The sequence below is a fragment of the Virgibacillus sp. MSJ-26 genome, assembly GCF_018918075.1.
Taxonomy (GTDB): Bacteria; Bacillota; Bacilli; order Bacillales; family Amphibacillaceae; genus MSJ-26.
The window spans coordinates 71,229-83,004 of sequence record NZ_JAHLPW010000009.1 but is presented as its reverse complement, the minus strand read 5'-3'; the positions used below and the strand labels follow the sequence as shown (position 1 = coordinate 83,004).

Below are 11,776 nucleotides of genomic sequence, written 5' to 3'. Positions count from 1 at the left end.
ACTCTTCTCTTATTCAGAGTCGGTGGAGGGACAGCCCCTATGAAGCCCAGCAACCTCACAACGTGTGAAAAGGTGCTCACCTGATGCAAGGAATTTTTTCCTTGAGCAATAAGAGTGAAAGGTCATCATTCCTTTCCTCATAATTGTAGGAAGGGATTTTTTAATTTAAAAAACGATGAAATATGAATATATACTTATATTATAAGGGAAAAATATATAGGTGACTATATAAAACTGTAGGTTGTTTAGTATGAAATCAGGGATTATTTAGCAGCCCCTTTCCTTATATACTCAATCTGATAAAGATAGGTTTCCGTATCATTGCTTAAGGGAGGCTTTAGCCAAAATGGCTATTAATCGACGTTTATTTACTTCTGAATCTGTAACAGAAGGGCATCCAGATAAAATAAGTGATCAAATATCTGATGCTATTTTAGATGAAATTTTACAAAAAGACTCAAATGCACGTGTTGCTTGTGAAACAACGGTGACGACTGGACTTGTGCTAGTTTCAGGTGAAATAAGCACCACTACATATGTAGACATTCCATCAATAGTTAGGGAAACAATTAGTGAAATTGGTTATACACGGGCTAAATATGGTTTTGATGCTGAAACGTGTGCGGTTTTAACGGCGATAGACGAGCAGTCACCAGATATCGCTGAAGGTGTAGATAAAGCTCTAGAAGTACGTGAAGGGCAAATGAATGAAGAAGATATTGCTGCTATAGGGGCAGGGGATCAAGGGTTAGTTTTTGGCTTTGCTAATAATGAAACCGAAGAATTGATGCCCTTAGCTATATCACTTGCCCATCAATTGGCCAAGCGTCTAGCTGACGTGAGAAAAGAAAATATTCTAGATTATTTGCGTCCGGACGGGAAAACGCAAGTAACGATCGAGTATGATGAAAGCGATCAGCCGATACGAGTCGATACATTGGTGATCTCCACACAACATCGTCAAGACATAGATACCGAACAAATCGAAGAAGATATTATCGAACATGTGATTAATCCGGTTGTTCCAAGCCATCTTCTTGACGATAAAACAAAGTATTATATTAATCCAACAGGGCGATTTGTAATTGGTGGGCCACAAGGTGACGCAGGGCTAACAGGAAGAAAAATAATCGTTGACACATACGGCGGCTACGCCCGGCATGGCGGGGGAGCCTTTAGTGGAAAAGATGCGACAAAGGTTGATCGTTCAGCTGCTTATGCTGCTCGGTACGTCGCTAAAAATATTGTTGCTGCTAAACTTGCTAGCACCTGTGAAGTCCAAATCGCTTATGCTATCGGGGTTGCGGAACCTGTATCTATATCCATTAATACATTCGGCACTGGAAAAGTAAGTGAGGAACTATTGGTGGAAGCGGTTCGTAAGATTTTTGATCTTCGTCCAGCAGGAATCATCCGTATGTTGGACTTGCAAAAACCAATTTTTAAGGCAACTGCAGCTTATGGTCATTTTGGCCGTAAAGATATTTTATTTCCATGGGAGAAAACGGACAAGATAGACGAATTAAAAGCGTTGACAATTTAAAACAGCAAACATTACGTTTGTATAATTTGCTTGTATAGAAAAAGCCTTCTTTCTGTACAAGCTTTTTAATTTGTATGTTTTAGAACTATTATATTATTATCATAGTCTTGAAATACTTTAATGATAGCACACAAATTATTTGAGGCAGAAATTAATCACTATCCTCATCGAACGACAAGGGATAACGTCCCAGAGCGAACGGAGCTGCAAGATCAGATTTAGTTAATTATAAGGACGTTTTTCTTGCTCACATTATAGTGACGGGGCATGAAATACGCCTTTTGTGTATTGAACAGTTTTTAAAAAGAATGTTATCTAATTGAATTGAAGCCTTGGAAAACTGTTAAGATAGGTTCATAATCGCTCGATTAAATAAGCGGAAAAGTGAAATAATTGTAAAGCAAACAAATGTTTGTGATAAACTAAAGGGTGTAAAGGAGAATTTCTTATGACTAAACATAAAATCTATACCATGAGTTTTGCAAGTGTTTATCCGAATTATATTAATAAAGCAAAGAAAAAAGGACACACGAAAACAGAAGTCGATGACATCATTCGCTGGTTAACGGGTTATGCCCAGGAGGAGTTAGAACTACAGCTAAAAAAGCAGACAGATTTCGAGACCTTCTTTGCTGAAGCTCCACAATTGAATCCAGCACGAACTTTAATCGAAGGAGTAATTTGCGGCGTTCGAGTAGAAGACATCGAAGAACCAACGATGCAAGAAATTCGTTATTTGGATAAATTGATCGATGAGTTGGCAAAGGGAAAAAAGATGGAGAAAATACTACGGAAATTATAACCTATTCCTATTATCCATAGGTTTATAAAATTGTTAATGTTATGGAGGTGTGTAAAATAAAGGGGAAATGGCCTCCTTTTTTAGTGTTACTTGCTGCAGTTTTTTGGGGTACAACAGGCACTGCTCAAGCTCTTGCACCAGATACTGCTCATCCTATAGCGATAGGAGCTACTCGTTTAGCAGTGGGTGGTTTATTTTTGTTATCGATTGTTATAGCTAGGGGTAAACTTAATTTCCAAAATTGGCCGATTAAAACAACGTTTATGGCCTCTTTATGTATGGCTTTCTATCAACCTTTATTTTTTTCAGCCGTTTCGATTACGGGGGTGGCCATAGGCACAGTAGTGGCGATTGGGAGTGCACCCATCTTCTCAGGACTAACAGAATGGATCTATTTAAAGACTCGTCCACCTAAAGTTTGGTGGTTCTCTACTGGATTAGCCATATTAGGTTGTCTTATTCTCTTTAGTAATCAAGAGTCCATCGTGATAGATCCTTTTGGAATTGTCCTAGCCCTTGGTGCTGGGTTATCATTTGCTAGTTATACGCTTGTTAGTCGATCTTTAGTTGAGGAACATTCATCATTATCCGTCGTAGCTGTTGTTTTTATACTTAGTGCCATTTGTTTATCTCCATTTTTATTTATTTTTGACATGTCCTGGATTATGAGTGTTCGGGGTTTAAGTGTGAGCCTTCAACTTGGCATAATGGCAACAGGAATAGCTTATTATCTGTTTTCTAAAGGACTTGTTTATGTTACGTCATCAACTGCAGTTACCTTGACGTTAGCAGAACCGTTAACCGCAGCACTACTCGGGGTCTTCTTATTAGGTGAACACTTAACAATCACTTCTTGGTTCGGAATCTTTCTCTTGATGTTAGGGATTGGCGTTTTATTGAGGGCACCTAAAAGTATTAGGAGTGAGGGAGAATATCAAATGGTTGAATAGTGAGGTTACAGGTACTGAACAACAGTAATTGACGTAAATAATTGATATCTTAACACCTCGCAAAATGTAAACACACTTTCTTGAAATAAATGTAGTTGAAGTATTAAGATTAATTAGTCTATATAGGAATAAATTGACTTTTTATTTAATGAGTGTAAAATGAAAATTTGGATAATCGATTCGCACTCGGGGAGCTTTTAAAAGCTGAGAAGGCTAAGTGCCTGACCCTTAGGACTCGAACTGGATAATGCCAGCGTGAGGAAGTGTGGTAATGGTCTGACCAATCAAGTTTATAATTGTGTCAGAATAAACTGCATTCCTATGGATGCAGTATTTTTGTGCAGTTTATGACAAAGGGGGGAGTTGTGACAAATCATCACTACACGAATATAGCGTCTGCAGCTCTTTATCTGGTGAAAGTTTGCTCCTAGATAGATTATCTAAAGTAGGATGAATATGAGATCGAAATAGATTAATAGTTTTTTAAAAGAAGCGTTCAGAAGTTTCTGTGCTTCGAAAAAAGGAGACTAAAATGAAATACATACGAAGTTTTTTATTAATTTTAATAGTATTTACACTAGTACTAGGTGCATGTGGCAAGAGTGAAGAACAAGATATATCGTCTGAAGAGACAGACGAACAAGAAGAGAAGGTCGTTCATTTAAGTGCTCCTGGAGAGATTCCAAGCCTTGATCCCACTTTGGCGGATAATGATTTTAGTTTTAATGTTATTAATCAAGTGTTTGAAGGGTTGTATCGTCTGGATAAAGATGGCGAACCTCAATTGGCGATGGCTGCCAGTGAACCAGATGTGAGTGATGATGGACGAGTTTATACTTTTACTTTGCGCGATGATGTTACTTGGTCAGACGGATCCTCTGTAACTGCACATGATTTTGAATATTCTTGGAAAAAAGCTGTTGATCCGGAAACGACTGCAGCTTATGGGCCACAATTTGAAGAAATTGTTGAAGGTGCTACTGATATTTTAGTTGGAGACAAACCGTCAGACGAGTTAGGTGTAAATGCCCTTGACGATAAAACCTTAGAAGTGACCTTAGAGGCTCCAGTTCCTTATTTTAAAGACTTATTGACAACCGCTGTCTTTTTCCCGCAGCCGAAGGAATATGTTGAGGAACAAGGTAAAGACTACGCCCTTGACAGTGATCATGCTTTGTATAATGGTCCGTTCATTTTAACTGATTGGAATGGAACAGGGGATACGTGGACTTATGAAAAGAATGATCAGTACTGGGATAAAGAGTCTGTCAACGTAGACCGGATTCAGGTGAATGTGGTGAAAGATACACAAACCGCCATTGATCTTTATGAGAATGATCAGCTTGACCGTGTTGTGTTATCTGGTGATTTTGTGGATGAATATCAAACAGATGACGAGTATCATACCTACTTGACGGGTGGTGTGCGATTTCTTAAAATGAATCAAGGAAAAGATGACGAAGAGACAGAACTTGCTAACTTGAACATCCGGCAAGCATTAAACATGGCACTTGATCGTGATGCGATTGTTGATCATTTATTAAATAACGGATCAACTCCCCTTTATGCAACAGTTGCTGAAGGCTTGGCAAATAATCCGGATACAGATGAAGATTTTCGTAGCGAAAACGGTGATCTTACGTATTACGATGAAGGTGAAGCGAGAGATAAATGGGAAAAAGGCTTAAAGGAATTAGATATAAATGAATTGGAATTAGAACTGACCACATCAGATTCTAGCTCAACTAAAGTTCTTGCTGAAAATCTAAAGAATCAGTGGGAAAGCGCTCTTCCAGGACTGACAATTATCGTTAAGAATGTCCCACCCAAACAAAGTGTAGAAGCAAATGTTACTCAAAATTTTGATCTCATTTTAACAGGATGGGGTGGTGATTATCAGGATCCAATGACGTATCTTAATCTATTCATCACGGATAGTCCGGGTAACCATACCGGGTTTTCCAACGATAAGTATGATGAATTGGTATTAAAATCCAAATCATCTCTAGCAGGAAAACCAAAGGAGCGTTGGGATTCATTATTGGAAGCAGAAAGAATTTTAATTGAAGATAATGCAGTATTAATTCCGATTTCACAAAATGGTACAGCGTATCTTGAGAAAGACAAAATTAAGAATTTTATTACTTACAAGGTAAGTGCTGATAACTATAAATGGATTGACGTAGAAGCGTAAAGTTAATGTGTTTCTACAAAGAAACCTGAGCCTCCCGGATTGTTATTACCGGGCTGCTCAGATTTTCTATTATAAATTAAAGATATTATTATATGTGACTGTTGAACGTTTATAAACGATACTTAAATAATATTCCTTTATTTTCCTTCCTCTTCTAAGGTGTTATGACTGCGGGGAAGGTTCGATAACAAAATAATCTATTTACGGTTCTCTTTAAGCAAAACTGTTGAATTTATTTTTAAAATAGAACAAACTATATAAGTAACAAAATTAAAATTACACACCATTTTTATAGGAGATTGATATAATGGCAATTAGGGTTAAAGCAATTATAGGTAGTACTAGTTCTACTTCACACAATTTGAAACTAATTCAATATATGAAAAATCGTTATGCGGATCAATTGGATATTTCACCGGTTTTCGTTAATGACTTGGAAATGTTCTCAATAGATATTGAAAATACTCCACCTGCAAACGTGAGAAAGTTTAAAGATAATATAAAAGACTCGGATGCCGTATTATTTGCGGTTCCAGAATATAACTTCTCAATTCCAGGAGCGTTGAAGAATGCGATTGATTGGTTATCGCGTGGCGGTGATTACACACTTCAAAATAAACCTGGGTTCATCGTGGGCTCATCTATCGGCGTATTTGGAAGTATCCGTGCCCAGATGCACTTGAGAGAAATCCTATCTAATCCAGCATTAGCACCTACGTTATTACCAGGGAATGAAGTTTACATTGGCTCGGTTCATGAAAAGATAAACGAAGCAGGTGAATTGATCGACCAAGCAACAATCGATTTCTTGGATTCAGTTGTTAAGAACTTCATAGCTTTCTATGATAATACAAGAAATACAGTGAAAGCTTAAGAATAAAAATAGACCTCTTTCTGAGTGACGGGGTTAGTTACAAGGAAAGAATAATAATTTAAATCGGGATAAAAATCGCTTATGATTTGTATCCCGATTTTATTTTGCTAAAAAATTTCGAAATATATTGGACGCTATTTCGAACATGACAAAATTGTAAGGTTAAATGTGAAAATCGTAAGGGAAATCGATAGAAGATTCCACATTTCATTCTTATAATGGGATTATCAATCGTAGAATGTGGAAAATTACAGTATCAACTATCGATGAAGAAGTAGCAAATGATGACTGTCGGATAAGAATCAGATAAGAAATCTTTAAAAGTAACTATTTTAAACTAATGTCACGAAAGGATGAATCATATGAAGGCAGACAAGGTTTTGTCCTCTTTATGTTATTTTAGTGTTTTTTTTGCACCATTTTTATTTCCAATCATTGTATATATTTTTGCCTCAGGAAATGTGAGAAGTCATGCCGGAAAGTCATTGTGGATACACTTAGCACCATACCTGGCTGTTTTTATTGGTTTAGCAGTCTTGGCTTTGAATTTAGGCAATCAAACGGTAATTCTAATCACCATTGGTATTTGTTTTCTAATCGCAATTTACTACTTTATTTTAAATTTCGTAAAAGGCATAAAGGTGTTAATAGAGAATTAATAGATCGTTACTTTTTGAGCATATAAAGATAGACGAAGGTTCGGGATATGTAATTCACTTTTGGACACGGGGACAGGCGGAGACCACTGAAAAAGTCCTCTAAATTGCTCCGCACCCATTCCAACTAGTATACCTGCATTATCCTCTCCGGATTTGCTCCTAAATCATATTCCAGGTAGGTAACTGCTTTATCCTCCCTGGATTTGCTTCTAAACCATATTCGAGGTAGTGTACCTGCTTTACCGTCCCTGGATTTGCTCTTAAATCATATTCCAGGTAGTGACCTGTAAAATCCAAAAAGTCTGCTGGAGATTTTGCTATAACGTTGAAGCTCTTTTCTGTGGCCAAGTGTCAGGCACTGTGGCAATGAATTTTCCTTGTTTCATACCAATGGTTGCTTTATCAATTTTAGCGCGATGAAGTTTCAAACGTTAAGAGCGTCCTAAATAGGGGAGCTTTTCACCGCTAACAAATTCTTTCGGTTGAACATTCGTTTGTACCTCTTGTAAATCAGCTAACTTCTCACTAATCCATCTTGCTTTACCTGAGACAAGCTCGCTTAGTTTATCATCTGTCACATCTTCTGATACATAAACGACAACACCATCAACAAGGTCAACCGAAATTTTCACATCTTGCCGATTCTGCCGATGAACATTGTAGTGAATTTTTTCTGTGCCATAATCAATGCTATGCATTATATAGCCTACTTTCTAATTTGGTATAAACTATTATACAATTATCTGCTGCTAAATAAAATAACATGTCGCTTTGTATAGAACAATATAGCAAGTTATTATGCTATACTATTGTCAGTGTAATAAGGCTTTCATAGTGGTGGCTCACCCCTTTTAGTAGAAAGGGGGTGATCGAAATGACGGTTTTCCAAAGTTTGATTCTCATGATTTCTTTTGGGAGTCTCATTGTAGCGATGCTGTCATTTACAAACAAAAAATAACCACCCTATATAAGCCTTGACAAGCATTTAGGGTAGTTATTTTTAGACCTTTAATGTGAGTCGCCCCTTTGAAGGGCTATTACACAATTGACCGTTCCATGTTGTCGCATGGGATGGTCTTTTATATCGTATGAACTTCTATTTATATTATACCTCATTTGTCGTATAATTTAAACATTAATATTTTCCAAAGTCGGATTTCAGAATTAGCAACCACCGATTCTTAATTTGATCAGCTTATTTTTTAAAACCAAGATCCGTATGATGTAAATAATATTGTCCTTTTTCAATGTATGACTTGATAATCCGCGTCATATCGGCATAATCTTCTTCTGTTAGTTCTCTAACTACTTTGGCTGGTCGCCCTAAAGCTAGGGAATGGGGTGGTATTTTTTTACCAGGAGGGACAAGACTGCCTGCTCCTATAAATGCATATTCGCCAATTTCAGCTCCGTCCAAGATAAGTGAGCCCATGCCGATTAGCGCATTTTTGCGAATAATGCCTGAATGGATTGTTACTTGATGCCCAATCGTCACGTCATCTTCAATAATAGCTGGTTGATTGGGGCTTTGGTGAATCATGGATAAATCCTGGACACTCACTCGTTTGCCAATCCGAGTCGGCGCCACGTCCCCACGAATCACCGTATTAAACCATACACTCGACTCCTCATCTATCTCCACATCACCAACAACTGTGGCATTTTCTGCTATAAAAGCAGTGTCATGAATCGACGGATAAATGTCTTTATAATGATGAATCATGATAATCCTCCTTCAAAACGTTCAACCACATCTTACATTACTTTTTTTGGACAGCTAGGATGAATGGTGGATCATTCTTTTGATTAATAAACCCGTAACGTAGTACTTTATAACTCTTCTGGTCTAAATTTATAACATAATCAAGAACAGCATTCTTTTCATCTTTTCCACCTTCATGCCCGTGATAAATAACGAGAACAACGAGTCCATTCTTCTTTAAAATTTTTAAAATTTCATGAAGTGCTGCTATAGTGGATTCTGGGTGAGTAATGATTTTTTTATTACTTTTTGGTAAATAGCCTAAGTTGAAAATAGCTGCTCCAATATGCCCTGTTAACTTAGGGTCAACATATTTTGGAATGTTTTCATGGCTGTCTTGGATTACTGTTACATTATGACGTAATTCTTCACTTAGTTTTTCTTTCGTATTATCGATGGCTTTTTCCTGAATATCAAAAGCAAGGACATGCCCTTCATCTTCAACAAGCCGACTTAAAAATAGTGTATCATTTCCATTACCGCAAGTAGCATCGATGACGGTTTCTCCTTTTGCGACAGATTGCTGGATTAAATAATGCGCATAATTTAAAATACTTTTAAGCATAGATGTTTGTAACTCCTCATTTTTTCCTATTTAATACTAGTTTATCATGATAGACTTTGATTAAAAAATATAAAGCAATAATAGGAGGCAGTTTAGTTGTGAAAATATACATTGTAAGACATTGTGAGGCAGAGGGCCAGGTAGCTAATGCTCCATTGACGACAAATGGGAAGGTACAGGCTATTCAATTGGCAGACTTTTTATCAGATTATAAGGTTGAACGAATTTTATCCAGTCCTTATGAAAGAGCTATCCAATCAATAGAGCCGTTTTCAAAGCAGGTAAATGTTGATATTGAGGAAGACGCCCGTTTGATGGAGAGAGTGCTTAGCACTAAGAATTTACCGGATTGGTTAGAAAAACTTGAGAAAACATTTGAAGATTTAACGATTACATATGAAGGTGGAGAATCGGGTTTACAGGCAATGGATCGTATTGTCACAGTTGTTAAAGAAAGCGTCAATGCTGGATGTGACAACGTACTCCTTGTAACTCATGGAAATATTATGAGTCTATTGTTGCATCACTACGATTCTGAATTCGGTTTTAACGAATGGAAGCATCTCAGTAATCCTGATGTCTATGTTATTTCGGATAATGATGGGGGGACAATTGAAAGAATTTGGATGGAAAATGATTAGAGAAAATTAGTATTCTGTGTTTATAGACTTTTTACCAGATGAAAAGTTTTATCACTTAATTTAAGGGAGGCCATATATGCAAACATATTGGGTTGTAATATTTTTTATTTTCGGCAGTGTTTTAGGTTCGTTTTTTAATGTCGTGGCGTTACGTTTACCTAAAAATATCCCTTTTAGCCATAATCGATCTTACTGTCCAACTTGCCAACGTCAATTGCGTTGGTATGAACTTATTCCAATTTTTTCCTTCCTATTTCAAAAAGGAAAATGTCGCGGTTGCGAGAGTAGAATTTCATTTATATATCCGTTTATTGAGCTGTTTACAGCATTATTATTTGTGTATAGCTACTTGGAATTGGGGTTCGACCTTGAGCTGATTACTGCTTTCATCTTCATAAGTATGTTAATGATAATTTTTGTAACGGATATGATTTACATGCTGATCCCTAATAAAATACTCCTGTTTTTCTTACCCATTATCCTCGTGATGCGAATTATTTCTCCGCTTAATCCTTGGTACGACGCTCTTACCGGACCGGTGTTAGGATTTACCTTACTCGCCATCATTATTATCATTAGTAAAGGTGGTATGGGTGGCGGGGATATGAAACTCTTCGGTGTTCTTGGCCTTGTATTAGGATGGAAAGGCGTGTTGTTTACACTATTTTTAGCGTCGATATTAGGATCTATAATTGGGATGGTTTTAATAAAAGTTCGTCGCATAAACCATAAGCAACCGATTCCTTTTGGGCCTTATATCATCATCGCTGCTTTAATAAGTTACTTTTTTGGGAATGAATTAATAGAGGCTTATTTTTCACTTTTTTAATTACATCAGTAGGAGGATTAAAGAATGCAGTCTAATTATGAATTTCAACCATTAAAACCATCATTCTACGATCAATCAACACTTCAATTGGCAGAAAGTTTGCTTGGTCAGGTTTTAGTGAAAGAAACTGATGAAGGAACAGCATCGGGTATTATCGTTGAAACAGAAGCTTATTTAGGTGAGGGAGACCAGGCTGCTCATAGCTATAAAAAGCGCCGCACGAAACGGACCGAAATAATGTTCCAGGCACCTGGACATGCTTATATATATCAAATGCATACTCATCGCCTCGTCAATATAGTAAGTGGGGAGGAGGGGAATCCCCAAGCTGTTCTTATTCGGGCAGTTGAGCCGTTAGCTGGAATAGAGTTGATGAAAAAGCGCCGTCCTGTAGATAAAATGACGAATTTAACGAGCGGCCCTGGTAAATTAACGAAAGCATTAGGAATTACCATGGAAGATTATGGGCGTAAACTTTTTGAACCTCCTTTGTTTATTGCAAAAGGAAAGCCTAGTGGAGAAATTGTACGCGGGACTCGTATCGGTATAGATAATTCAGGGGAAGCGAGAGACTATCCCTATCGATTTTGGGTAAAAGGAAATCCTTACGTGTCAAGATAAAAAATATCGTTCCTTTATATGCAAGATGAAGACCACAATTCATGAAAGTCTCTTTAAAATGTCGTTCATTACCTCGATGAAGACCGCAATTTCATGAAAGTCTCTTTAAAATGTCGTTCATTACCTCGATGAAAACCACATTTTCATGAAAGTCTCTTGAGGTTGTCGTTCATCACCTCTATGAAGACCACATTTTCATAAAAGTCTCTTTAAATTGTCGTTCATTACCCAAATGAAGACTACAATTTCGTAAAAATCACTTCTAATTGGTCTCATCAGACGAGGGGATCCCCATTTCGTGATAATACTCCCCACAGATGGAGTTCAATTGTCATC

The 11,776-nt window shown here is 37.2% G+C and carries 13 protein-coding genes and 2 riboswitches; of the genes, 10 read left to right on the top strand and 3 right to left on the bottom strand.

All coding sequences use genetic code 11. The annotated features are described in order from the left end of the window. The first annotated feature begins 6 nt into the window (after positions 1-6). A riboswitch (SAM riboswitch) is annotated at positions 7-115 on the top strand. Positions 116-346: 231 nt separating this feature from the next. The 6 genes from metK to KQI49_RS10185 all read left to right on the top strand — a co-directional run bounded on the left by metK (position 347) and on the right by KQI49_RS10185 (position 7,022). Beyond that, entirely contained in the window at positions 347-1,543 is a 1,197-nt protein-coding gene (metK, locus tag KQI49_RS10210; RefSeq protein ID WP_253286780.1) for a methionine adenosyltransferase, read from the top strand. A gap of 448 nt (positions 1,544-1,991) precedes the next feature. After that, a complete protein-coding gene (locus KQI49_RS10205; protein WP_216488619.1) occupies positions 1,992-2,345 on the top strand; it encodes a DUF2200 domain-containing protein in 354 nt (117 codons plus the stop codon). Between the two features lie 41 nt (positions 2,346-2,386). After that, positions 2,387-3,295 (top strand): DMT family transporter, encoded by a 909-nt coding sequence (locus KQI49_RS10200; RefSeq protein ID WP_216488617.1) that lies wholly within the window; start codon positions 2,387-2,389, stop codon positions 3,293-3,295. A gap of 177 nt (positions 3,296-3,472) precedes the next feature. Then, positions 3,473-3,574, top strand: a riboswitch (TPP riboswitch). Positions 3,575-3,827: 253 nt separating this feature from the next. Continuing rightward, positions 3,828-5,489 (top strand): peptide ABC transporter substrate-binding protein, encoded by a 1,662-nt coding sequence (locus KQI49_RS10195; protein WP_216488615.1) that lies wholly within the window; start codon positions 3,828-3,830, stop codon positions 5,487-5,489. A gap of 307 nt (positions 5,490-5,796) precedes the next feature. Further along, entirely contained in the window at positions 5,797-6,363 is a 567-nt protein-coding gene (locus tag KQI49_RS10190; protein WP_216488613.1) for an NADPH-dependent FMN reductase, read from the top strand. A 362-nt stretch (positions 6,364-6,725) separates the two neighbouring features. After that, on the top strand, positions 6,726-7,022 hold the full coding sequence (locus KQI49_RS10185) for a DUF4870 domain-containing protein (RefSeq protein ID WP_216488611.1): 297 nt from the start codon (positions 6,726-6,728) through the stop codon (positions 7,020-7,022). Positions 7,023-7,453: 431 nt separating this feature from the next. Here KQI49_RS10185 and KQI49_RS10180 read toward each other — a convergent pair whose 3' ends face one another. Then, complete coding sequence (locus KQI49_RS10180; protein WP_216488610.1) at positions 7,454-7,720, bottom strand: YgjP-like metallopeptidase domain-containing protein; 267 nt, start codon at positions 7,718-7,720, stop codon at positions 7,454-7,456. A gap of 176 nt (positions 7,721-7,896) precedes the next feature. On the opposite strand from KQI49_RS10180, the gene KQI49_RS18920 reads away from it, so the two are divergent. Further along, a complete protein-coding gene (locus KQI49_RS18920) occupies positions 7,897-7,980 on the top strand; it encodes a putative holin-like toxin (RefSeq protein ID WP_371817555.1) in 84 nt (27 codons plus the stop codon). A 237-nt stretch (positions 7,981-8,217) separates the two neighbouring features. On the opposite strand, the gene KQI49_RS10175 is transcribed toward KQI49_RS18920, so the two are convergent. After that, the gene (locus KQI49_RS10175) at positions 8,218-8,745 is read right to left on the bottom strand and encodes a gamma carbonic anhydrase (RefSeq protein WP_216488608.1); all 528 of its coding nucleotides are present in this window, start codon (positions 8,743-8,745) and stop codon (positions 8,218-8,220) included. Between the two features lie 37 nt (positions 8,746-8,782). Further along, entirely contained in the window at positions 8,783-9,349 is a 567-nt protein-coding gene (mnmM, locus tag KQI49_RS10170) for a tRNA 5-(aminomethyl)-2-thiouridylate-methyltransferase MnmM (protein ID WP_216488606.1), read from the bottom strand. Positions 9,350-9,447: 98 nt separating this feature from the next. On the opposite strand from mnmM, the gene KQI49_RS10165 reads away from it, so the two are divergent. From KQI49_RS10165 to KQI49_RS10155, 3 genes are all read left to right on the top strand, one after another. Then, positions 9,448-9,990 carry a histidine phosphatase family protein gene (locus KQI49_RS10165; RefSeq protein ID WP_371817552.1) on the top strand — a complete coding sequence of 181 codons (543 nt, stop codon included), beginning with the start codon at positions 9,448-9,450 and terminating at the stop codon, positions 9,988-9,990. A 76-nt stretch (positions 9,991-10,066) separates the two neighbouring features. Next, positions 10,067-10,819 (top strand): prepilin peptidase, encoded by a 753-nt coding sequence (locus KQI49_RS10160; protein WP_216488604.1) that lies wholly within the window; start codon positions 10,067-10,069, stop codon positions 10,817-10,819. Between the two features lie 24 nt (positions 10,820-10,843). Further along, positions 10,844-11,440 (top strand): DNA-3-methyladenine glycosylase, encoded by a 597-nt coding sequence (locus KQI49_RS10155; protein WP_216488602.1) that lies wholly within the window; start codon positions 10,844-10,846, stop codon positions 11,438-11,440. The last annotated feature ends 336 nt before the right edge of the window (positions 11,441-11,776 follow it).

Bases quoted from the DNA above. Each gene is read 5' to 3' on its own strand.
- metK (WP_253286780.1), top strand. From the start codon at position 347: ATGGCTATTAATCGACGTTTATTTACTTCTGAATCTGTAACAGAAGGG.
- KQI49_RS10205 (WP_216488619.1), top strand. From the start codon at position 1,992: ATGACTAAACATAAAATCTATACCATGAGTTTTGCAAGTGTTTATCCG.
- KQI49_RS10200 (WP_216488617.1), top strand. From the start codon at position 2,387: ATGGAGGTGTGTAAAATAAAGGGGAAATGGCCTCCTTTTTTAGTGTTA.
- KQI49_RS10195 (WP_216488615.1), top strand. From the start codon at position 3,828: ATGAAATACATACGAAGTTTTTTATTAATTTTAATAGTATTTACACTA.
- KQI49_RS10190 (WP_216488613.1), top strand. From the start codon at position 5,797: ATGGCAATTAGGGTTAAAGCAATTATAGGTAGTACTAGTTCTACTTCA.
- KQI49_RS10185 (WP_216488611.1), top strand. From the start codon at position 6,726: ATGAAGGCAGACAAGGTTTTGTCCTCTTTATGTTATTTTAGTGTTTTT.
- KQI49_RS10180 (WP_216488610.1), bottom strand. From the start codon at position 7,720: ATGCATAGCATTGATTATGGCACAGAAAAAATTCACTACAATGTTCAT.
- KQI49_RS18920 (WP_371817555.1), top strand. From the start codon at position 7,897: ATGACGGTTTTCCAAAGTTTGATTCTCATGATTTCTTTTGGGAGTCTC.
- KQI49_RS10175 (WP_216488608.1), bottom strand. From the start codon at position 8,745: ATGATTCATCATTATAAAGACATTTATCCGTCGATTCATGACACTGCT.
- mnmM (WP_216488606.1), bottom strand. From the start codon at position 9,349: ATGCTTAAAAGTATTTTAAATTATGCGCATTATTTAATCCAGCAATCT.
- KQI49_RS10160 (WP_216488604.1), top strand. From the start codon at position 10,067: ATGCAAACATATTGGGTTGTAATATTTTTTATTTTCGGCAGTGTTTTA.
- KQI49_RS10155 (WP_216488602.1), top strand. From the start codon at position 10,844: ATGCAGTCTAATTATGAATTTCAACCATTAAAACCATCATTCTACGAT.